Below are 20794 nucleotides of genomic sequence, written 5' to 3'. Positions count from 1 at the left end.
GATGCCACCTCCTACGGGCACGATGTTACGCCGGAGCGCGGCTGGAGGAACGGGCACTTCGCCCCCCACCCTCCCTCACATCCGGCGGCCCCACGCCGGACGCCCCCTCACGTCTGGTGGCCCCACGACCAACCCTCCCTCACATCCTGAGGGAGGGTTGGGTTATGACGCGCCCGACCTGAGGGAGGGTTGGGTTACGAGGCGCCGGACCTGAGGGAGCGTCGGGCAAAGGCGCCGGACCTGAGGGAGCGTCGGGCAAGAAGGCGCCGGACCTGAGGGAGCGTCGGGCAAGAAGGCGCCGAATCTGAGGGAGCGCCGACAGGGGCGGGGCTACTTCTCGACCAGGGTGAGGACGTCGTACGTGGCCACGATCTCGTCGTTCTGGTTGGTCAAGACGGCATCCCATGCCACCTCGCCGTATTCGTCGGTCTCGCGCGGGGTGATCTTCTTGGCCGTGAGGGTGACCCGGATGGAATCCCCGGCGGCCACCGGCGTGATGAAGCGCAGGTTCTCCAGGCCGTAGTTGGCCAGCACCGGGCCCGGGTCGGGTTCCACGAACAGTCCGGCACCCCAGGAGAGCAGCAGGTAGCCGTGCGCCACGATGCCGGGGAAGAACGGGTTGGCTTCCGCCGCTTCCTGGTTGGTGTGGGCGTAGAAGGTGTCGCCGGTGGAGTTGGCGAACGCGGTGATGTCCTCCAGCGTCACCTCGCGCAGCCCGGAGCGGACGGCGTCGCCGATGCGCAGGGTGGCCAGCGGCTTGCGGAACGGGTGCAGCCCCTCGGTCTCGACGGTGAAGTTGCGGTCCGCGCCGGTGTGCCAGACGCCGGTGACGGCGGTGAGCAGGTTGGGTGAGCCCTGGATGGCGGTGCGCTGCATGTGGTGCATCACCGAGCGGATGCCACCGAGTTCCTCGCCGCCGCCGGCACGGCCGGGGCCGCCGTGGACCAGGTGCGGGACCGGGGAGCCGTGGCCGGTGGAGCTGCGGGCGTCCTCGCGGTTGAGCATCAGCACGCGGCCGTGGTGCGCCGCGATCCCGGTGACCAGTTCGCGGGCCACCGACGGATCGTTGGTGCAGACCGAGGCGACCAGCGAGCCGCCACCGCGGGCGGCCAGGCGGACGGCGTCGGCGATATCGCTGTAGCCGATCACGGATGACACCGGGCCGAAGGCCTCCAGCGAGTGGATTTCCTCGGCTTCGGGGTCGGCCCAGCGCAGCAGCACCGGCGACATGAAGGCTCCGCCGTCGACGACGCCGATGCTCCCGTCCGCGCTGGTGACCTTCGGGGCGTCGAGGGAGCCGTAGGCGAGCTCACCGCCGGCATCGAGCATGGACTGGACGGCGGCGCGCACATCGGCGAGCTGCTCGAGGGAGGCGAGGGCGCCCATGGTGACGCCCTCGGCACGCGGGTCGCCGACGACGACGCGTTCGGTGATCCGCTCCCCTACGGCGGCAACGACGTCCGCGACGAGCTCCTGCGGCACAATGGCGCGACGGATCGAGGTGCACTTCTGGCCGGCCTTGGCGGTCATCTCGGTGACCAGGGACTTGATGAAGGCGTCGAATTCCGGCGTGCCCTTGACGGCGTCCGGGCCCAGGATCGCGGCGTTGAGGGAGTCGGTCTCGGAGGTGAAGCGGACGCCGCCCTTGACCACGTTGGGGTGGGACTTCAGCGTGTTCGCGGTGGAGGCGGAGCCGGTGAAGGCGACCAGGTCGCGGTAGTCGAGGTGGTCCAGCAGGGCGCGGACGGAGCCGGACACCAGCTGCAGCGAGCCCTCGGGCAGGATGCCGGACTCGTCGATCGCCTTCACCACGGCCGCTGCGACGTAGCCAGTGGGGGTTGCGGGCTTGACGATGGTGGGCACGCCGGCGATGAAGGCCGGGGCAAGCTTTTCGAGCATCCCCCAGACCGGGAAGTTGAAGGCGTTGATCTGCACGGCGACGCCGGGGATTCGGGTGTAGATGTGTTCGCCGGCGAAGGAGCCGTCCTTGGACAGGATCTCCATGGGCCCGTCGACCACCACCTGGGAGTTGGGCAGCTCGCGGCGGCCCTTGGAACCGAAGGTGAAGAGCACGCCGATGCCGCCGTCGATGTCGATCATCGAGTCGACCTTGGTGGCGCCGGTCTGGGCGGAGAGGGCGTAGAACTCCTCCCGGCGGCCGTTGAGGTACTGGGCGAGTTCCTTGAGTTTGAGGGCGCGCTGGTGGAACGTCAGCTGGCCCAATGCCGCCTGCCCGGTGGTGCGGCCGTAGTCGACGACGGCGGCGAGGTCCAGGCCCTCGGTGCTGACTCTGGCGAGCAGCTCCCCCGTGCTGGCGTCCAGGACCGGGGCGGCGGAGGCGGCGGCCGCTGCTTCCGGCGTCCACCAGGAACCCCGGACGAAGCTGGGGACGATTTCGGCGGTATCCACGGCGGATGCGGGGGCTGTTGCAGTGGTGGTCATCGTTGACGGGTCCTTCCAACGCGGGGCAAGAGCAGCACGTCCGGAACATTACTGACCGGCCGTTCGGTAATATGACCACAGTACATGACTGAGGCCTGCGGCACACTAGTACCGCGGGACCATTGCGGCCCCGCCCCGGTCCCGTTCCGGTTCCGCCCCACCCCGTCCCGACCCTGAGGAGACCCGATGACCACCCAGCCCGGCGCCAACGAGCCCTGGAAGATCACCCTCGGCGAGCTCGACGAGAAGATGGGCGTGAAGATCGTCGAGGAATCGGTTCAGCGCGTGGTGGCCACCATGCCCGTGGAGGGCAACCGTCAGTCGTTCGGGCTCCTGCACGGCGGTGCCTCGCTGGCAGTGGGCGAGGCCGTCGGTTCCTGGGCCGCGGTGAAGCACGCCAGCACGCTGGGCAAGACGGCGGTCGGCGTCGACGTCTCCGCCACCCACCACAAGTCCGCCCGAGAGGGCCTTGTCACCATCACAGCGACGCCGATCCACCTGGGCGGCACCGTCACCACCCACGAAGTGGTCATCAGCAACGCCGCCGGCGAGCGGCTGTGCACGCTGCGGATCACCAACCTGCTGCTGGACCGCAAGGGCTGAGCCCGGTCCGGTGCTGGCCCGCCAGGGCTGAACCCGGCGCGCCTTTCGGGGTACCGCCTAGCCGGCGGCCGGCTCCGTGCTGGCCCGGACCACCAGGCGCGCCGGGAAGATCAGCGGCTCCCGGCCGGCCCCGGGGTTCTCGATATCTGCCAGCAGCAGGCGCCCGGCCTGCGCGGCCATGTCCACGGTGGGCTGGTTGACCGTGGTCAGGGGCAGTTCCCCCGGTCCGGACAGGTGGTCGTCAAAGCCGACGACGGCGACGTCGCCGGGCACCGTGCGGCCGGCCGCCTGCAGGGCCGTGATGGCACCCCGGGCCATCAGGTCGGACGCGGCGAAAATACCGTCGATGCCGCCGTCGCGGGCCAGCAGCCGGGCGGCGGCCTCGGTGCCGCCGGCCGCCGTGAAGTCCCCCGGCTCCTCGGGCCCGGCCGGCAGTCCGGCATCCATGAGGCCCGCCCGCCAGCCCTCGAGCCGGTCCGCCGCTGCGGTCATGTCCAGCGGACCGGTGATGGTGGCCAGCCGGCGGCGCCCGGTGGCGGCCAGGTGCAGCGCAGCCTGCCGGGCACCCTCGAAGCTGTCCACGTCCACGTAGTGGATGCCCAGGCCGGTGTCCCAGGGCCGGCCGATGAACACGGTTGGCAACCCGGAGGCCGCCAGTTCCTCCGTCCAGCCGTCCGTCTTGTGGTGCGAGACGACGATGGCGCCGTCGACGTGGCCGCCGCGGAGGTAGCGGACCGTCCGGGACGGGTCCCCGCCGGCCCGGGACATCAGCAGGACCAGCTGCATGTCCGTCTCCCGCAGCGCCTCGGTCACCCCGGTGATGACGGCGGCGAAGAACGGGTCCATCATGACCCTGGCATCGGGTTCGTTGATGACGAGCGCGATTGAGGACGTCCGGCGCGTGACCAGGCTGCGGGCCGCCCGGTTCGGGCTGTAGCCCAGGGAGATCACGGCGGCGTCGACGGCGGCCTTGGCCTCCGGGCTGACCCTGGACCCGCCGTTGATCGCCCGGGAGGCGGTGGAGCGGGACACGCCCGCCGCCGTCGCCAGGTCTTCAAGCGTGGGAGTGGGCCGGGCCGCTCCCGGCCGGGATCCGTGGTGGGTCTGTGCGCTCATCACCTTGAGAATACGGGATCCCCCGAATCCGCGGTGACGGTGACGCCGGGCGCAGCCGGTAGAGCGTTGGAGCCTGCGACGGCGGCATACCAGAGTCCGCTGGCCTTGGGGATGCGCTCCAGGGTCTCGTAGTCCACCCTTACCAGTCCGAAGCGCTGGTGGTAGCCGTAGGCCCACTCGAAGTTGTCCAGCAGTGACCAGGCCAGGTAGCCGCGGACATCCGCGCCGTCGTCGATCGCGTCCCGGACCGCGCGCAGGTGGGCGTCGAAGAACGCCAGCCGGTCCTGGTCGTTGACGAACCCGTCCGCGTCGGGCGCGTCCGGGTAGGCGGCGCCGTTCTCGGTCATGTAGAGCGGAATGCCGGCGGGGCCGGTGTACTCGCGCTGCAGCCGGGTGAGCAGCCGGTGGAGCCCCTCGGGCTGGACCTCCCAGCCCATCCCGGTGACCGGAAGCCCGCGGGCCACGGAGTGGACCCCCTCGGCGGAGACGAACGGGGTGGCCTCCGGCCGGCCGCCCTGCGCGGGAGCGGCCTGCGCTGTGGTGGTGACCGTCTCGGGCTGCGCCGTGACCGTTTCCGGCGCCTTGGTGAGCGCCTCGCCCTGGTAGTAATTGACGCCCAGCAGGTCCAGCGGCGCGGCGATGACGGCCAGGTCGCCGTCGCGGACGACGTCGTCGAAGCCCAGGCCCGCGACGTCGGCGAGCACATCCGCCGGGTATTCGCCGCGGAAGATCGGATCGAGGAAAATCCGGTTGTGCAGCCCGTCGATCCGGCGGGCCGCGTCCCGGTCCTCCGCCGAGTCCGGGTCCGCCGGGTCTGCGACGGTCAGGTTCAGGGTGATGCCGAGGCTGGCCTGCGGGTCCCGGCGGCGCAGCTCGGCCGTGGCGAGTCCGTGCCCCAGCAGCAGGTGGTGCGCGGCGGCGAGCGCGGCCGCGGGCTCCTGCCGGCCGGGGGCATGGACCCCGGCGGCATAGCCCAGGAACGCCGAGCACCAGGGCTCGTTGAGGGTGGTCCAGATCCGGACCCGGTCCCCGAGCGCCTCGTGCATGACCACGGCGTAGGCGGCGAACAACTCCGCCGTCTCCCGGTTGGCCCAGCCGCCCTTGTCCTCCAGCACCTGCGGCAGGTCCCAGTGGTAAAGGGTCAGCCAGGGGGTGATCCCCGCGGCCAGGAGCTCGTCCACCAGGCGCGAGTAGAAGGCGATGCCCTCCGGGTTGGGGGTCACGCCGTCCGGCATGCAGCGGGCCCACGACGTCGAGAAACGGTAGGCCTTGAGGTTCAGCAAGGACATCAGGGCAACGTCCTGCGCAGAGCGGTGGTAGTGATCGCAGGCGACGTCCCCGTTGTGGGCGTCCGCCACGGCGCCGGGAACCCGGGCGAAGGTGTCCCAGATGGAGTCCTGGCGGCCGCCCTCGTGGGCGGCGCCTTCGATCTGGTAGGCGGCGGTGGCCGCGCCCCAGAGGAAGCCCTCGGGGAAGGTGATCGGGGTGGTGCTCATCCTTTGACTGCTCCTTGCATGATTCCTGATACGAGTTGGCGCCCTGCCGCCATGAAGAGCAGCAGCAGCGGGACGGTGGCCAGGACAGCCCCGGCCAGCACCACTGAGTAGTCCACGAAGTGCGCCGCCTGCAGCAGCTGAAGGGCAACCGGCAAGGTGGGGTTCGAGGGGTCCAGCACAATAAAGGGCCAGAAAAAGTTGGTCCACGTGGCGACGAAGGTGAAGAGGGCCAGCATGGCCGCCGCCGGCCGGGCCGCCGGGAATCCGACGTACCAGAAGGCCTGGATCATCGACGCCCCGTCCATCCGCACGGCCTCGATCAGCTCATCGGGCAGGGCGTCCCGCAGGTACTGGGTCATCCAGAAGACGCCGAAGGCGGTGACCAGGCCGGGGATGATGACGGCCCAGAGCGAGCCGGTCCAGCCCAGCTTAGCCATGACGATGAACAGCGGCACCACGCCCAGCTGGGTGGGGACCGCCATCGTGGCGATCACGAAAACCAGCAGGGCCTTGTTGCCGCGGAACCTCAGCTTGGCGAAGGCGAAGCCGGCCAGGGTGGAGAAGACCACCACGGACGCGGCCGTGACGCTGGAGACCAGGATGCTGTTGCCCATGGCCTTCCAGAAGGGAATGCTGTCGAAGACCTTGGCCGCGTTGGCCAGGAAGTTCCCGCCGGGCAGCAGCGGGATGCCCCTGCTGAGCGCGGTGCTGTCGTGGCTGCCGACCAGAAAGGACCAGTACAGCGGGAACAGCGAGGCCAGCACGACGGCGGTGAGGGTGCCGTAGGTCAGGACCCCGGGGCGGCGGACGGCGCCGCCCCGGCCCCGCCCGCCGCCGTCGTTCCGTCTGGTGTTGTTGTTCCGCCCGGGCCTGCCCGGGCGGTTGAGGCGCCGTTCGGCGTTCCGGGCGGCGCCCGCGCCGGCGGACTGGCGGATCATGGGGATGGAGCTCATGAGCGGTCTCCTTGGTTGGCGATGCGCCGGGTGAGCAGGAAGTTCGTCAGGGCGATGAACACGATCATCAGGAACAGCAGCCAGGCCACGGCCGAGGCCCGCCCGAAGTTGCGCTGGCCCCAGCCGAGTTCCCAGATGTACATGGTCAGCGTCTGCCACTGCCGGTCCGCGCCGCCGAGCCCGGACTGGTCGAAGACCCGGGGCTCGTCGAAGATCTGCAGCCCGCCGATCGTGGACGTGATGGCCACGAAGATCACGGTGGGGCGCAGCATGGGGACCGTCACCGAAAGGAACTGCCGGAGCCGCCCGGCGCCGTCGATGGTGGCCGCCTCGTAGACGTCCCGCGGGATGGCCTGCATGGCTGCCAGGAAGATCAGCGCGTTGTAGCCCAGCCAGCGGAAGTTGACCATGGTGGCAATGGCCAGGTGGCTGGCCAGCTGGTCGGAATGCCAACGGACCGGGTCGAGGCCCACAGCCTGCAGCACGTTGTTGACCAGGCCGAACTGGTCCGCGAACAGGTTGTTGAAGATCAGGCCCACCGCCACGGGTGCGACGACGAAGGGCACCAGCACCCCCATCCGCCAGAACGTCCCGGCCCGGAGGTTGGCGTCCAGCACCGCCGCGATCAGCAGCGCCAGGACCACCTGGGTCACCGAGGAGAGCAGGAAGATGCTCACGGTGTTGCCCACGGCGTTCCAGAAGTAGGGCTGTCCGAGGACGAAACCGAAGTTATCGAAGCCGATGAACTTGCCCTGGCCGCCGATCAGGTTCCAGTTGTGGAGTGAAACCCAGCCCGTGTACAGCAGCGGGAACAGTCCCGTGAGGGCGAACAGCAGGAAGAACGGCGAGATGTAGAGGTAGGGCGAGACCTTGACGTCCCACCGCGAGAGCCGCTGCGAGAACGCCAGCCGGCGCACGCCCCGGCCGCCGTCGTCCGTGCTGCCCCCCGTGGGCCCCTGAAGCCTGACCCGGTCCGTTACTGCCATGGCTTAGAGGGACTTCACGGCCGCGAGGAACTTGGTCCAGGAGGAAGCCGCGTCGTCGGACTTGTCCACGTCCACCCGGGTGAGGGCCTGCTGCATGGCGTCATTGATGGCGAAGAACTTCGGGCCCTTGAACGGGGAGGCGCCCACGGCCTTGGCCCGCTCGGCAAAGATCTTGCCGGTCGGGGCGTTGTTGAAGAAGGCGTTGGTCTGGCTCAGCAGGGCGTCGCTGGAAAGGGCCTGGACCTGGCTGGGGAACGTGCCCTTGGCGGTGAAGGCCTTCACCTGCTGCTCCGGAGCGGTCAGCCAGGCGGCCAGCTTCTTGGCCTCGGCCTGGTGCTTGCTCTGGGTCGGGACGGTCAGGTAGGAGCCGCCCCAGTTTCCGCCGCCGCCCGGGAAGACGTTGGCGACGTCCCAGCCCTTGACGCCGGCCGCGTTGCCCTCGATCACGCCGAGCATCCAGCCCGGGCAGAGGGTGGTGGCGAACTTCTGCGACTGGAAGCCGGCCACCCAGTCGTTGCTCCACTGGCTCAGGTGGGCGGAGAGATTGTCCTTGGTGGAGGCGTTGAGGACCTTGGTGTACGTGTCCTTGACGGCGGGGTTGTCCGCGGCGATGACCGTGCCGTCCTCGTTCTCGTAGGCCTTGTCCAGCTGGTTGCTCATGGCCTGGTAGACGGATCCGGCGGAGTCGAACCAGGCCGGGCCGGTCTTCGCGCCGACGAACTTCTTGCCCGCGTCGAAGTAGCTGTCCCAGGTGGTGCCAAGCATCTTGGCCACCGACTCACGGTCGGTGGGGAGGCCGGCGGCCTTGAGCAGGGAGGAGTTGTAGCAGACGGCCTCGGGGCCCGAGTCCGTGCCGTAGCCGATCAGGTGGCCGTCGTCGGTGGTGGCGGCCTTGGCCTTCCAGTCCAGCCAGCGGCCTTCCACGGCGGGATCCTTGAGGTCCACGAACTTGTCCGGGTACTGCTTGAGCTCCGAAAGCCAGTCCACCTCGATCGCCTCGATATCGGAGAGCCCGGACCCGGCAGCCAGGCGGGTGGTGAGGTTATCGCGGGCCTCGTTGGTGGTGGCGGCCTTCTTGTGCTGGATCGTCACGTTCGGGTTGAGGGTCTGGTACTCCTTGATCAGATCCTCGTAGCCGAATTCGTTGAAGGTGGCGATGGTGAGGGTCACCGGTTCCTTGCCGGTCTCGCCCGAGGGGCCGGAACTCTTCGGGGCGTCGGCGCCGCAGCCGCTGAGGGCAAGGGTAAGGCAGGCGGCCGACGCCGACAGCGCGGCGAGTTTGCGGGGGAATTTCACGCGGGGACTCCTTCGTCAAGGTGGGTGATGGGGCGGGTGCGGACTCATGGCGTCCCGTCACCCTCATGGGAACGCTCCCACATTCGTGGTGGGAGCGCTCTCACGAGGATGGTGTCGCACATCACAGCGGCTTGTCAACCCGCCCTCATCGGAGGCTGAGAATCCCTTGCCGTCACCTGGAGCCGGTGTTACGCTTCCCGGCGGGAGCGCTCCCACAACCTTCCGCACGGAGCCCCGCCACCCCCACAGAGAGCAGGCCGAGCAATGCCGCTAGCCCACTTCCCGTTCCGCCCGGCGTCCCCGCCGGGCCTCCGCACCTCCCCGCACGGCGCAGGCCGGCTGATCGTCGGAGGCGTCGTCGCCCTCGCCGCTGCCCTGGCCGGCAGCACCGCGGCCACCGCCGCCGTACCCGCCGGGACCGGCCCCGCGCCGGCCGCCGTCGTCGTCCCGGCAGCCCCCGCCACCCCCCCTGGGCAGCCCGCTCCTGCGCAGCCCGCTCCGGCGCAGCCCGCCTTAGCGGCCAAGCCGGCACCCGGCGCCGCGTCCGCGTTCGGCCCCAACGTCCGGGTCTTCGACCCGAGCATGCCGGTGGCGCAGATCCAGGCCACCGTCGACGCCATCGCCGCCCAGCAGGTCGACGACGAGATGGGCACCAACCGGTACTCGCTGCTCTTCAAGCCAGGCACCTACGGCACCGCGGAGACGCCGCTAATCATCCAGGTGGGCTACTCCACCGAAGTGGCGGGCCTGGGCAACTCCCCCACCGACGTGACCATCAACGGCCACGTGGACACCTACAACCGCTGCCTGACCGCGGATAACTGCATCGCCCTGAACAACTTCTGGCGGTCGGTCTCCAACCTCACCATCAACGTCACCGGCCTGGATGGCTGCCGGTCCTCGGCCAACTTCTGGGCCGCCTCGCAGGCCTCGCCGATGCGGCGGGTCAACGTCACCGGCGGGAACCTCACCCTGATGGATTACTGCACCGCCGGCCCGCAGTACGCCAGCGGCGGCTTCATCGCCGACTCCAAGACCGGGTTCGTGATCAACGGCTCCCAGCAGCAGTACTACGTCCGTGACAGCACCCTCGGCGGCTGGTCCAACGCCGTCTGGAACCAGGTCTTCTCCGGCGTCAACGGCGCACCCGCGCAGTCCTTCCCGGACCCGCCGTACACCACACTGGCCAGCACCCCGGTCAGCCGCGAAAAGCCGTACCTGACCATCGACGGCGCCGGCAGCTACAGCGTGTTCGTTCCCTCCGCGCGGCAGAACTCCTCCGGCACCACCTGGGAGAACGGCCCGACGGCGGGACGCAGCGTGCCGCTCTCCGACTTCTACGTGGCCACGCCTGCCGATTCGGCCAAGGACATCAACGTCCAGCTGGCCCGCGGCAAGAACCTGCTCTTCACCCCGGGCGTGTACAACATCGACCGCACCCTCGAGGTCAAGCGTGCGGACACCGTGGTCCTTGGACTCGGCATGACCACCCTGACCGCCGTCGGCGGCGCCGTTCCAATGGAGGTCGCCGACGTCTCCGGCGTCCAGGTCGCCGGGCTCACCATCGACGCCGGCACCGTGAACTCCCCGGCGCTGATGCGGCTGGGCAAGGCCAAGGGCAACGCCTCCCACACGGATGCCTCCGGCAAGCACGGGGACCCAGCCAACCCCACGGCCCTGCACGACGTGTTCTTCCGCATCGGCGGCCCGCACGTGGGCAAGGCCTCCGTCAGCCTCGAGGTCAACAGCGACGGCGTGCTCCTGGACCACATCTGGGCCTGGCGCGCGGACCACGGCAACGGCGTGGGCTGGGACACCAACACAGCCGACAACGGCGTTACCATCAACGGCGACGACGTCACCGCCACCGGCCTGTTCGTGGAGCATTACCAGCAGTACAACGTGACCTGGAACGGTGAGCGCGGACGGACGGTCTTCTTCCAGAACGAGCTGCCCTACGACGCTCCGAACCAGGCCGCCTGGCAGCACGACGGCGTCCTCGGCTGGGCCGGGTACAAGGTTGCCGATTCGGTCCGGTCCCACGAGCTCTGGGGCGGCGGCAGCTACGTCTACACCAACGTGGATCCCTCGATCCATGCCAGCCGCGGCTTCGAGGTCCCGGTCACCCCGGGCGTGAAGCTGCACGGGCTGCTGACCGTGAACCTGGGCGCGGGAACGCTGGACCACGTGGTCAACGACACCGGCGCCCCGGTGACCACCGCCGAGGTGGGCAAGCCAAGCTACGTCGCGAACTTCGGCTAAAAGCAAAGCCCGGCCGGACCGGCCCCCGGATGATGTCCATGGGGCCCGTCCCGCCGGGCTTTGTTGTGCCTTCTTGGTATTTCCGTGGGCCGACTACCGGAACGTTTCGCCGGTCCGATGTGCCGGGGGCGCTTTGGCCGTCCGATTTACCGGGCGGTTCCCTGCGCCGCCGGCTTCCGGCGGCGACCCAGGACCAGCATGCCGGCGCCCAGCAGGAACGCGGCCGCGGCGGCTCCGGCAGCGGGCACCAGTCCGCCGGCTCCGGTGCTGGCGAGGACGGGAGTCCCGGCGGAACGGTCCGGGGACACGGCCGCGGCGGCGGCCGCCACCGGTGCGCTGATCGAGAACGTGGAGGACAGCGGCGCGGAGGCGATGCCGTCCAGGGACTGGGACACGGTCAGGGTGTGCAGTCCCGTCGTCAGCCCCGTGGGGAACGGCACGGACCAGTGCCCTCCGGTGGCGAGAACCGCCAGGGCCAGTGAGCCGGAGACGGCCTTGCTGCCGACGCCGGGGCCGCCGGCCTGGCCGGCATCCAGCGGGACGCCGTCGATGCTCACGCTGACCGAGGCGCCCTCCACACCGGTCCCCGAGATGGTCTTGGGCAGCGCGTCCTGCCGGAACGTGGACCCGTCGAGGGACAGTGCCAGGGCGGGGACCGGTGGCTGGACCAGGTACACCGCGGTGGCCGCGGGACCGTCCTCGTGGCCCGGGGAGGTCTGCACCGCCGAGACCGCGAGCTTGCCGTACAGCGGGCCGCTCCCGAAAGGGACGCTCCAGCGGCCGTCGGCGGCGACCGTGGCCGAGCCGGTGACGGCGCCGGTCACCGCGACGGTGTTGCCGGGCGTTCCGGTGCCCTCGATCATGGCGGGTGCCAAGGCGGTGGGGACCGCGGCGGGGGTGGTGATGGCGGGGGCGGTCAGCGCGGAGGCCGTCAGGGCGAACGCGGTGGTCTCCGAGTGGCTGAAGCCGTTGACGGTGGCCGCGGTGTAGGCGTATTTCCCCTCGGTCGCAGGCAATGCGAAGGACCAGGTGCCGTCGGACTGCACGGGTACATCAGTGGGGGCGCCGCCGTCGCGGGTCAGGCGGACCGAGGAGCCGGCGGCGACGGCGGACGCGGGGGCGGCCGCGACACGGCCGCGGATCGTGGTGCCCGGCTGAAGGGTGGCGCCGCTGGCGGTCCCGTCGAGTTGCGGTGCGTTGAGGAAGAGTTGCAGCTGGACGTTGGGAACCGTGGCCATGGCATCCTGCAGGGTGGCGGCGATGGCGCGCAGCTGGGTCCCGTTCTGGGTCTCGGCCCCGGTGTGGGTGCCCACGGCGAAGTTGCCGCTGATCCAAGGCCCGCCCGAGTCGCCGCCGGCGGACTTCACCGTGGTCGAGTCGAAGGCGCGGACGGCGCGCAGATCGTTGTCGTAGTTCGGCGCAACGCTGGTCCGGCCCGGGATGAGCATGATGCCCACGGTGTCGACAGTGCCGCACTTCCAGCCGCTGGTCCGGCCCGAGTGGCAGACCGCCTGGCCCTGGACGGGAGCGAGTGTGCCGATGATCTTGACCGACGACGGCGCCGGGTTGGCCACGTTGTCCCAGATGGTGGCAGCGGGCCGGGGCGTGACGCCGGCGGCGAGGCCCTGGATAACGGCGATATCCGTGCCGATATTGCCCGGGCTGTCCTGCGTTCCCGTGATGGCGGTGTTGCCGGGGCCGCCGAACTGGCTGAAGCCAAAGGTGCCCAGCGGGTCTCGGGTGGTCGGAAGGGGCATGGTCGCTCCGCCTGCCGTCGCCGCGGCGGGCGGCTCCACGGTGGTGGTCTTGCTGATGCCGTCTTCGGCGCAGTGGCCGGCGGTCAGGATCAGGGGGAGCCCGGTCGGATCATAGGCGCCGAACCCGGCGGAGCAGATGGTGCTCACATCCGTGACGTAGCCCTGGCCGCCGAAGTAGTCGGTGCTGGCCTCGGTGGTGATCGGGGCGGACTTCTCCAGCTGGACGTTCTTGTAGCGGGCCACGAACGCGGCCGGGGAGATCTTGCCGGGGGCGGCCGTGGTCAGGGCCGGGCTGGTGCCCGCCGGGACGTTCGTCGCTCCCACGGTGGGAGCGGGCGTCGCCGTCGCCGCGGGAGCCGGGGGGGGGGTGGCGGGGGCGGCGGGGGTTTCCTCGGCGGCGGTCACGCCGCCGGTCCGGATGACGAAGTGGCCGCCGGCGTAGGCCACGGCCTGCAGTCCTGCGGGACCGACGTCGCGGACGTAGGCGGCGAAGAGCTGGTCAGTGCTGGCCGCGATGAGGTCGGCGGCGCTCGGTGCCGGGGCCGGCGCGGCCGGGGCTGCGAGCGTGAACACGGCCGTGAGGCCGGCCGCGTTGAGGGCATCCACCCGGGCCTGCAGCTCGGCGCCCTGTCCGTCGACGATGATCCTGCCGTTGCTGATGCTGATGCCGACGTAGCCGGGCAGTCTGGACAGGGAGGGCAGTGCGTCGGCGGCGCGGCGGGCGAGCTCGCCGGCGGCGTTGAACTGCTCGAGGGTCATGCCGAGGTCGCGGAGGGTCGCCTCGGCGAGGCCGTCCTCGCTGATGCCGGGGGCCGGGGCGGCGGCGGGGGCGGGCGCGGCGGGCGACGTAGGTGAAGGAGAAGCAGTCGCGGGCGAGCCCGGCGTGGGCGACGTCGTCGGCGCGGCCGTTGCCCCGGAAGAGGCGGAGGGGCTGGAGGTGGCGGCGGGTGTCGGCTGGACGGAGCCCGTTTCGGCGAGCGCGGGAACGGCCAGGGACGCTCCGGCGAGCGCAACGGCCACGGCGGCCGTCATCCGCAGCGCAGGAACGCTTTTTGCTATCTTCACCCGGTCACTTTAGCGTCCGAGTTTGGCCCGGATGGCCGCCAGCTCCCCTTCCGTTACGCCATTGTGGCCCAAAAATGTGGAAGTCCTGAGGTTGCGCAGGAATCCCAGGAGGCTGGCCTGCCGGGTGGCGAGCAGCGGCCCCAGTTCGGCCTCGGTCAGGTAGCGCTCGTGCGGGTGCTTGACCGGGGAGACGCGGTGGTGTTCGTTGATGCCGCGCATGGCCCGTTCGTAGGCCAGGGCGATGGCGTCCTCCCCCGCCCCGGCGAGGTCCTGGAGCATCGCGGCGATCATTCCGCTGCGGTCCCGGCCGGCGGAGCAGTGCAGCACGACGCCGGCGGGTGCGGCCGCGATGGCCCGGAAGACCCGGGCCATCCGGTCCGGGAAGAGCCGGACGTTGTCCGGGTAGGACGCGGGGTCATTCAGGTAGGGAACGCAAAGGGCCCGGAACTCCTCGTTGGCGGGGTCCTCGGTGGGGGCATGGACGACGTCGAACGGCGCCAGGGCCGCCTCCGGCACCCGCGGATCAGTCTCGCGGGGGCGGATCTCCTCCGGGTTGCGCAGGTCGATAACGGTGCGGATCCCGGCGTCGTACGCCTGCCGCCAGCCCGTCTCGGTGAGCCACTCGCGGCGGCCCATCCGGTAAACCTCGCCACCGACGTGCCAGGCGTTCACCGCCCCGTCCCAGGTGACCGCTCCGCCCACGGCTCCGTTCCTGCTCATCGGGCAGGTTCCCGTTCGGTCCGTTGCCTGGCGAGGCGGTATTCGAGGTTGTTCCGGACCATGGGCCATTCGTGTTCCAGGATCGAGAACACCACGGTGTCCCGCAGGGCGCCGTCGGCGCTCCTGGTGTGGCTGCGCAGCACCCCGTCCTGTTTGGCGCCGAGCCGGGCGATCGCTTCACGGGACTGGTGGTTGAGCCAGTGCGTGCGGAACTCGACGGCGGGGCAGCCCAGGGTCTCGAAGGCGTGCCGGAGCAGCAGCAGCTTGGAGTCGGGGTTGCTGCCGGTGCCGTGCGCGGAGGCGGCGTTCCAGGTGGAGCCGATCTCCACCCGGGGCACGGCGGCGTCGATGTTCATGTAGGTGGTCATCCCGATGATCCGGCCGGGTTCGCCGGTGGCGGGGTCAAGCAGCCGGGTGGTGAACGGCAGCATGGAGCCGGCCGCCTGCAGCGTCATCCGCCGGTCGATCTCGGCGCCCATGGCCTCCGGGGCGGGGACGGCGGTGTACCAGAGCTTCCATAGCTCCCCGTCCCGGACCGCGTCCACCAGCCCGTCGTGGTGGCTGTGGTCCAGGGGTTCGAGGGCAACGTAGCGGCCGGTCAGCGTGAGCGGCTGGAAGGGGTTCACGGCACCATCCTAGGCCCGCGGCAGCGGCGGACCCCTGGGCATTCCCGTCCGGGGGGCTGGACGCCGTGGGTAGGCTGGGCCCATGATCACAGTCACCGGCACGGTCCGCACCCCGCTGGAGGCCGGCAAGGCCTTCGCCTACCTCTCCGCCTTCGAGCACACGCCCGAGTGGGACCCCGGCACGCCGGTGGTCAGGAAGCTCACCGACGGCCCGGTCGCGGTGGGCCACCGGTACCACGCGGAGGCAGAGTTCCGCGGCAAGCGCCAGAGCCTGACCTACGAGGTGGTCAAGCTCTCCGATTCGGAGATCGTGCTCCGCGGCGAGAACAAGAGCGTGATCTCGGTGGACACCATTGAGGTCCGGCCCGCGGGCTCCGGCAGCGAGGTCAACTACACCGCGGAATTCCAGCTCAAGGGCTGGATGAAGCTGGCCGAGCCGATCGCCCGGCCCATGTTCCAGAAGCTCGCGGACCCCGCCATGGACGGGATGAAGCGGACGCTGGACTCACTGGCCACGCACTCCGGCTAGGCGCTGCGGCCTCAAGAGGGCCGGGAAGACGGCCCGCTGGGGCCGGTTCAGCCGTTCCAGTCGAAGAATCCCTTGCCGGTCTTCCGGCCGAGCTCGCCCCGGGCCACCTTGTCGCGCAGGATCTGCGGCGGTGCGAAGCGGTCGCCCAGGGTCGAGGCGAGGTATTCGGCGATGCCCAGGCGGACGTCCAGGCCCACAATGTCCGTGGTCCGGAGCGGGCCGGTGGGGTGTTTGTAGCCCAGGACCATGGCGTTGTCGATGTCCTCGGCGGACGCGACCCCCTCCTCGACCATGCGCATCGCCTCCAGCGCGATCGCTACCCCCAGCCGGGAGGACGCGAAGCCGGGAGCGTCGTTGACGACGACGGCCGTCTTGCCCAGCGCCTCGACCCAGCCGCGGGCCGCAGCGGCCACAGCATCCGAGGTCTGCTCGCCCAGGACCACCTCGATCAGGGTGGAGGCCGGCACCGGGTTGAAGAAGTGCAGTCCCAGGAAGTTCTGCGGCCGCGCCAGCTCGCGCGCCAACCCGTTCACGGAGAGCGAGGAGGTGTTGGAGGCGAGGTACGCGTCGTCGGCCAGGCGCTCCTCGATGCCGCGCAGCGAGGCGACCTTGAGGTCCCAGTCCTCGGGGACGGCCTCGACCACCAGCTGACGGTCCTTGAAGTCGTCGTAATCCACGGAGACGGCGAGTCGGGAGACCATCTCGTCCAGGTTGCCGTCGACGGCGCCGCGCTCGATGCTCTTGGCGGCGGCTGACTCCACCCGCTCGCGGGCGGCCTCGGCCGACTGCTCGTCGCGTTCGACCACCAGCACATCCGCGCCCTTGATCAGGAAAGCGTGGGCAATGCCGGCGCCCATGCGGCCGCCGCCGAGCACACCGACGAACCGGGGAAGAACGCCGTCGGACGTGGGGGCGGACTGTGCGGAATTGCTCATGGTTACTTCGTCCCGTCGTGCTGGTCTTGAGGTGTGGCGGTTGCGGTGGCGCTCTTCTTGGCGTTTTTCTTGGCGTTCTTTTTGTCCAGGAACGCCTGCATCCGGTCGAACTTGGCCTGGGATTCGAAGAGGATGCCCTGGGCCAGCTGGTCGATCAGCGGGTGCGCCTCGGCGGGGGCGTGGAAGACGGACTTGGTGATCCGCACCGCCAGCGGGTCCTGCCGGCCGATCCTGTCCGCGAGATCGTGAGCGGCATCCATGAGCCGGTCCGCGTCGTGGACTTCGGTGATGAGGCCGACGGCGAGGGCCCGGTCGGCGCGCAGGACGGTCCCGGCCAGCAGGATTTCCTTCGCCACGGGCTCGCCGACGAGTTCCTTGAGCCGCCAGCTGGCCCCGGCCGCGGCCAGGATGCCCAGGCCGGTTTCGGGGTTGCCGATCCGGACCCCGGGCGTGCCGATGCGGAAGTCGGCGGCGTAGGCCAGCTCCGCGCCGCCGCCGAGGCAGAAGCCGTCGAGGGCCGCAATGACCGGCATGGGCAGCTTGGCGATCCGGACGAAGATCGTCGAGTTGATGCCCTGCAGTGCGTCGTCGCGGCGGCGTTCGCGCAGCTGCGCGATGTCCGCGCCGGAGGCGAACACGCCGTTGGTCCCTGCGATGATCAGCACCTTGGGGGTCTGTTCCAGGTAGGCGCAGACCCGGTGAAGCTCGTCGACCATCTGCTGGTCGATGGCGTTGCGGGCCTCGGGCCGGTTGAGCAGCACCACCAGCCGGTCGGGCCGCTCCTCCACCAGGAGCGTCGCGAAGCCCGTGGCGTCCAGGCCGCCGGCGGCCATTAGACGCGCTCCAGGAGCATCGCGGTGCCCTGGCCCACGCCCACGCACATGGTGGCGAGGCCCACCTTGGCGTTCTCGCGCTCCATCCGGCCCAGGAGGGTGATGGCGATCCGCGAGCCGGAGGAGCCCAGCGGGTGGCCCAGGGAGATCGCGCCGCCGTCGCGGTTCACGATCTCCGGGTCCAGGTCCAGCCGGCGCATGCTGGCCAGCGACTGGGTGGCGAAGGCTTCGTTGAGCTCGACGGCGCCGAGGTCGCCGACGCCGAGCCCTGCGCTGGCCAGGGCCTTGCGGGTGGCGGGGACCGGGCCGATGCCCATGATCTCGGGCTCGCAGCCGGCGGAGGCGCCGGCGATGATGCGGGCGCGGGCGGTCAGGCCCAGCTTCCGGATGGCGGCCTCGGAGGCGACGATGATCGCGGAGGCGCCGTCGTTGAGGGTGGAGGAGTTGCCGGCGGTGACCACCGAGCCGCCCGCGACGACGGGTCGCAGCCCAGCAAGCACCTCGGCGGTGGTGCCGGGGCGGGGGCCCTCGTCGGTGTCCACCACGGTCTCACCCTTGCGGGTCTTGACGGTGACGGGAACGATTTCCTCAGCGAACCGGCCCGCTGCGATCGCGGCGAGTGCCCGTTCGTGCGACCGGACGGCGAACGCGTCGGCGTCGTCGCGGGTGATCCCGTCGACCCGGGCCACCTCCTCCGCGGTTTCGGGCATGGAGTAGGTCATCTTCCCGTCGCGGGAGAGCTCACCCTTCTGGAACAGCGGGTTGGTGAAGCGCCAGCCAATGGAGGTGTCGAAGATCTGGCCGGGCTTGGCGAAGGCTGTCTGCGGCTTCTCCTGCACCCAGGGCGCCCGGCTCATGGATTCGACGCCGCCGGCGATCACGATGTCCGCGGCGCCGGCCTTGATCATGTGGCTGGCCATGATGATGGCGCTCAAGCCGGAGGCGCAGAGCCGGTTGACGGTGATTCCGGGGATGTGGAGCGGCAGGCCGGCCAGCAGCGTGGCCATCCGGGCGACGTTGCGGTTTTCCTCACCGGCCCCGTTGGCGTTGCCGAGGATGACCTCCTCCACCGCGTCCGGGTCGACGCCGGCGCGGGCGACGGCCTCACGGACCACCAGCGCCGCCAGGTCGTCGGGACGGACCGCGGACAGGGCTCCCCCGTACCGGCCAACCGCGGTGCGGGCACCGCCAACGAGAAAAGCCTCGACCATGAGAACATCCTTCACCAGAGAGGGGGCCGGCAGTAGAATAAATTACCGACCGTTCGTTCTATAAAGATTACACGGCGGGTCAAGAGGGTCAACCGGGGACGCCTGCATGACGTTCCGGCATATCCCCAACGGCTCAGGCGACGGTGACCCCCAGATGCGCGGCAAGCAGCGGGGCGAGCAGGTCCAACTGGCGCTCGTCAACCACCAGCCCGGACACGCTGCCCAGGCCGCTGACCGCCCGGAAGGCGCTCCCACGCAGGTCCACGTCCTTGAGCCGGGCGCCGGTGAAGTCCAAGGCGCCGATGGTGCAGTCCTTCAGGACCACCCGGGTGGCCGTAGCCGCGCCGAGGTCCAACTCCCCGATGATGCAGTCGCTGATCTGTACGTCCACCAGCGTGGCGCCGCGGAGGTTGACGTAGTCGAGCTTTCCGCCATCGATCCGCACCGACTGCCAGCGCCCCTCGTAGAGCTCGGCGGAACCCCAGCGCGGATTGCGGATCTCCACCTCCGTCAGCCCCGCCCGGGCGGCGGTAAGCACGGGGGCGTTCGGGTCGGACAGGACGCAGTCCCGGAACCCGGCGCCGCGCAGCTGCGTCTCGTGGAAGGAAATCCCGGCGAACGAGCACTCGACGAAGTCCGTACCGGCGAGGTCCAGCCCGTCGGCGATGGCCTGCCGGTAGGAGCGGCCCTCGTAGCGTTCCCCGCGGCGGAACTCGGGGTCCGCGTCCTCCTGGAGATCATCCAGCCGGAGGTCCGGGAGGCGCGGGGCGGTGATTCGGGGCTTGCCGGGTTTCATGACATCGAGCCTAGCGCCGACCGGAAAAGACTTGAACTAGTAAGCATGCTTTGCTTATGCTGGGACCGAAGCAGCCAACCAGAGAAAAAGGCGGTTCCCCATGGGTCTCGGCGACAAGATTCAGCACGAGGCGCAGCACTTTGGTGGCAAGGCCAAGGAGGCTGCCGGGACCGCCACCGGCAACGACCGTCTGAAGGCCGAAGGCCAGAAGGACCAGGTGGTCTCCGATGCCAAGAAGGTTGGCGAGAACGTCAAGGATGCGGTCCGGCGCGACTAGCCGCCCCGCCGCGATGGCCGACGACGCCGGGCGCTCCTTTGGGGGCGTGCCCGGCGTCGTTTTTTCACCCCTCACCCAGCGACTCCACCATCCCGCCCGACGAACCGAGGAGCCCCCGTGGCCAGCACCGCCAACCGCCCCACCGCCGGCAGCACCGACCTGCACAACGTCGACCTCGGCCCGGCCGGGCCGGACGGGTCCCGGACGCTTCGGGGCTACCTGGCCACCCCGGACGGGGAGGGCCCCTTCCCGGCGGTGCTGATGATCCACGAGGTCTTCGGGCTGGACGACATCACGGTCCGCCACGCGGACCGGATGGCCGCCGCCGGCTACCTCACCCTGGCCGTCGACCTCTTCAGCGACGGGGGCGCGCGCCGCTGCCTGGTCTCCACCATGCGCTCCCTGGCCTCGGGCCAGGGCAAGGCGTTCGCCGACCTTGAGGCGGCGCGGCGGTGGCTGCTCGACTCGGGCCGGACCAACGGGAAGGTAGGGGTCATCGGCTTCTGCATGGGCGGCGGGTTTGCCCTGTTGCTGGCCAACGACGGCTTCGACGCGGCCGCGGTGAACTACGGCAAGCTGCCCTCCAACCCGGAACGGGAGCTGGCCGGGGCGTGTCCGATCGTGGCCAACTACGGCGGCCGGGACCGGGGACTGCCGGGAGCCGCCGAGAAGCTCACCGATGTGCTGGAGCGGCTCAACGTCAGCCACGACGTGAAGGAGTTCCCGACGGCGGGGCACGCCTTCCTCAACGACGTCGAGGCGGGGCCGCGGCCGCTGCGCCCGCTGCTGCGGGTGATGGGAGTGGGTCCGGACCCGACGTCGGCTCCGGAGGCCTGGCGGCGCATCGAGGACCACTTCGCCCGGCACCTCAAGGGCTAACGGCGACGGCGG

The 20794-nt window shown here is 70.4% G+C and carries 18 protein-coding genes; 5 read left to right on the top strand and 13 right to left on the bottom strand.

All coding sequences use genetic code 11. From position 1 onward, the window contains the following. Positions 1 to 330 precede the first annotated feature (330 nt). Positions 331 to 2442, bottom strand: coding sequence for a phenylacetic acid degradation bifunctional protein PaaZ (paaZ, locus tag AB0305_RS12495; RefSeq protein WP_364133698.1), 2112 nt, complete (start codon positions 2440 to 2442; stop codon positions 331 to 333). 186 nt (positions 2443 to 2628) lie between these two features. Here paaZ and AB0305_RS12490 point away from each other — a divergent pair, with 186 nt between their 5' ends. Beyond that, complete coding sequence (locus AB0305_RS12490) at positions 2629 to 3045, top strand: hotdog fold thioesterase (protein WP_290256092.1); 417 nt, start codon at positions 2629 to 2631, stop codon at positions 3043 to 3045. 57 nt (positions 3046 to 3102) lie between these two features. Here AB0305_RS12490 and AB0305_RS12485 read toward each other — a convergent pair whose 3' ends face one another. The 5 genes from AB0305_RS12485 to AB0305_RS12465 are packed head-to-tail and all read right to left on the bottom strand — an operon-like array spanning position 3103 to position 8892. After that, positions 3103 to 4161 (bottom strand): LacI family DNA-binding transcriptional regulator, encoded by a 1059-nt coding sequence (locus AB0305_RS12485; RefSeq protein ID WP_364133702.1) that lies wholly within the window; start codon positions 4159 to 4161, stop codon positions 3103 to 3105. Next, the gene (locus AB0305_RS12480) at positions 4161 to 5657 is read right to left on the bottom strand and encodes a family 1 glycosylhydrolase (protein ID WP_364133705.1); all 1497 of its coding nucleotides are present in this window, start codon (positions 5655 to 5657) and stop codon (positions 4161 to 4163) included. Before AB0305_RS12480 ends, AB0305_RS12485 begins: the two co-directional genes overlap by 1 nt. Next, positions 5654 to 6610, bottom strand: a complete 957-nt coding sequence (locus tag AB0305_RS12475; protein ID WP_364133707.1) for a carbohydrate ABC transporter permease — start codon at positions 6608 to 6610, stop codon at positions 5654 to 5656. Before AB0305_RS12475 ends, AB0305_RS12480 begins: the two co-directional genes overlap by 4 nt. Beyond that, positions 6607 to 7596, bottom strand: a complete 990-nt coding sequence (locus AB0305_RS12470) for a sugar ABC transporter permease (protein ID WP_364133710.1) — start codon at positions 7594 to 7596, stop codon at positions 6607 to 6609. The genes AB0305_RS12475 and AB0305_RS12470 overlap by 4 nt, the downstream gene beginning before the upstream one ends. 3 nt (positions 7597 to 7599) lie before the next feature. Next, the gene (locus tag AB0305_RS12465) at positions 7600 to 8892 is read right to left on the bottom strand and encodes an extracellular solute-binding protein (RefSeq protein WP_364133713.1); all 1293 of its coding nucleotides are present in this window, start codon (positions 8890 to 8892) and stop codon (positions 7600 to 7602) included. Positions 8893 to 9156: 264 nt separating this feature from the next. On the opposite strand from AB0305_RS12465, the gene AB0305_RS12460 reads away from it, so the two are divergent. After that, positions 9157 to 11154: an adenylyl cyclase gene (locus tag AB0305_RS12460; RefSeq protein ID WP_364133716.1), complete on the top strand. Its 1998-nt coding sequence runs from the start codon at positions 9157 to 9159 to the stop codon at positions 11152 to 11154. 146 nt (positions 11155 to 11300) lie between these two features. Here the strand turns inward: AB0305_RS12460 and AB0305_RS12455 are convergent, their stop codons facing one another. Genes AB0305_RS12455 through AB0305_RS12445 form a run of 3 tightly spaced genes read right to left on the bottom strand, consistent with a single transcriptional unit; the run spans position 11301 to position 15322 of the window. Next, positions 11301 to 13976, bottom strand: coding sequence for a S1 family peptidase (locus AB0305_RS12455; RefSeq protein WP_366173071.1), 2676 nt, complete (start codon positions 13974 to 13976; stop codon positions 11301 to 11303). 9 nt (positions 13977 to 13985) lie between these two features. Further along, positions 13986 to 14696 (bottom strand): tyrosine-protein phosphatase, encoded by a 711-nt coding sequence (locus AB0305_RS12450; RefSeq protein ID WP_364133722.1) that lies wholly within the window; start codon positions 14694 to 14696, stop codon positions 13986 to 13988. Beyond that, positions 14693 to 15322: a GNAT family protein gene (locus AB0305_RS12445; RefSeq protein ID WP_364133725.1), complete on the bottom strand. Its 630-nt coding sequence runs from the start codon at positions 15320 to 15322 to the stop codon at positions 14693 to 14695. Before AB0305_RS12445 ends, AB0305_RS12450 begins: the two co-directional genes overlap by 4 nt. Positions 15323 to 15404: 82 nt before the next feature. On the opposite strand from AB0305_RS12445, the gene AB0305_RS12440 reads away from it, so the two are divergent. Further along, positions 15405 to 15851, top strand: a complete 447-nt coding sequence (locus AB0305_RS12440; RefSeq protein ID WP_364133728.1) for an SRPBCC family protein — start codon at positions 15405 to 15407, stop codon at positions 15849 to 15851. Positions 15852 to 15898: 47 nt separating this feature from the next. On the opposite strand, the gene AB0305_RS12435 is transcribed toward AB0305_RS12440, so the two are convergent. The 4 genes from AB0305_RS12435 to AB0305_RS12420 all read right to left on the bottom strand — a co-directional run bounded on the left by AB0305_RS12435 (position 15899) and on the right by AB0305_RS12420 (position 19626). Next, positions 15899 to 16786: a 3-hydroxyacyl-CoA dehydrogenase family protein gene (locus tag AB0305_RS12435; RefSeq protein WP_364133731.1), complete on the bottom strand. Its 888-nt coding sequence runs from the start codon at positions 16784 to 16786 to the stop codon at positions 15899 to 15901. Between the two features lie 2 nt (positions 16787 to 16788). Continuing rightward, positions 16789 to 17619 carry an enoyl-CoA hydratase/isomerase family protein gene (locus tag AB0305_RS12430; RefSeq protein ID WP_364133733.1) on the bottom strand — a complete coding sequence of 277 codons (831 nt, stop codon included), beginning with the start codon at positions 17617 to 17619 and terminating at the stop codon, positions 16789 to 16791. Then, positions 17619 to 18830, bottom strand: a complete 1212-nt coding sequence (locus AB0305_RS12425; RefSeq protein ID WP_364133736.1) for an acetyl-CoA C-acyltransferase — start codon at positions 18828 to 18830, stop codon at positions 17619 to 17621. Before AB0305_RS12425 ends, AB0305_RS12430 begins: the two co-directional genes overlap by 1 nt. Positions 18831 to 18963: 133 nt before the next feature. After that, complete coding sequence (locus AB0305_RS12420; RefSeq protein ID WP_364133738.1) at positions 18964 to 19626, bottom strand: pentapeptide repeat-containing protein; 663 nt, start codon at positions 19624 to 19626, stop codon at positions 18964 to 18966. Positions 19627 to 19726: 100 nt separating this feature from the next. Between AB0305_RS12420 and AB0305_RS12415 the strand changes: the two genes are divergently transcribed. Both AB0305_RS12415 and AB0305_RS12410 read left to right on the top strand, forming a co-directional pair. Continuing rightward, entirely contained in the window at positions 19727 to 19903 is a 177-nt protein-coding gene (locus tag AB0305_RS12415) for a CsbD family protein (protein ID WP_364133741.1), read from the top strand. A 159-nt stretch (positions 19904 to 20062) separates the two neighbouring features. Further along, complete coding sequence (locus tag AB0305_RS12410) at positions 20063 to 20782, top strand: dienelactone hydrolase family protein (RefSeq protein ID WP_364134667.1); 720 nt, start codon at positions 20063 to 20065, stop codon at positions 20780 to 20782. The last annotated feature ends 12 nt before the right edge of the window (positions 20783 to 20794 follow it).

This window comes from Arthrobacter sp. NPDC080086, assembly GCF_040702285.1.
This window is presented reverse-complemented; position numbering and strand designations above follow the sequence as displayed.

Coding starts and splice junctions, on each gene's coding strand:
- AB0305_RS12475 (WP_364133707.1), bottom strand. CDS start 6,610: ATGAGCTCCATCCCCATGATCCGCCAGTCCGCCGGCGCGGGCGCCGCC.
- AB0305_RS12415 (WP_364133741.1), top strand. CDS start 19,727: ATGGGTCTCGGCGACAAGATTCAGCACGAGGCGCAGCACTTTGGTGGC.
- AB0305_RS12460 (WP_364133716.1), top strand. CDS start 9,157: ATGCCGCTAGCCCACTTCCCGTTCCGCCCGGCGTCCCCGCCGGGCCTC.
- AB0305_RS12430 (WP_364133733.1), bottom strand. CDS start 17,619: ATGGCCGCCGGCGGCCTGGACGCCACGGGCTTCGCGACGCTCCTGGTG.
- AB0305_RS12420 (WP_364133738.1), bottom strand. CDS start 19,626: ATGAAACCCGGCAAGCCCCGAATCACCGCCCCGCGCCTCCCGGACCTC.
- AB0305_RS12440 (WP_364133728.1), top strand. CDS start 15,405: ATGATCACAGTCACCGGCACGGTCCGCACCCCGCTGGAGGCCGGCAAG.
- AB0305_RS12450 (WP_364133722.1), bottom strand. CDS start 14,696: ATGAGCAGGAACGGAGCCGTGGGCGGAGCGGTCACCTGGGACGGGGCG.
- AB0305_RS12480 (WP_364133705.1), bottom strand. CDS start 5,657: ATGAGCACCACCCCGATCACCTTCCCCGAGGGCTTCCTCTGGGGCGCG.
- AB0305_RS12470 (WP_364133710.1), bottom strand. CDS start 7,596: ATGGCAGTAACGGACCGGGTCAGGCTTCAGGGGCCCACGGGGGGCAGC.
- AB0305_RS12485 (WP_364133702.1), bottom strand. CDS start 4,161: ATGAGCGCACAGACCCACCACGGATCCCGGCCGGGAGCGGCCCGGCCC.
- paaZ (WP_364133698.1), bottom strand. CDS start 2,442: ATGACCACCACTGCAACAGCCCCCGCATCCGCCGTGGATACCGCCGAA.
- AB0305_RS12490 (WP_290256092.1), top strand. CDS start 2,629: ATGACCACCCAGCCCGGCGCCAACGAGCCCTGGAAGATCACCCTCGGC.
- AB0305_RS12435 (WP_364133731.1), bottom strand. CDS start 16,786: ATGAGCAATTCCGCACAGTCCGCCCCCACGTCCGACGGCGTTCTTCCC.
- AB0305_RS12425 (WP_364133736.1), bottom strand. CDS start 18,830: ATGGTCGAGGCTTTTCTCGTTGGCGGTGCCCGCACCGCGGTTGGCCGG.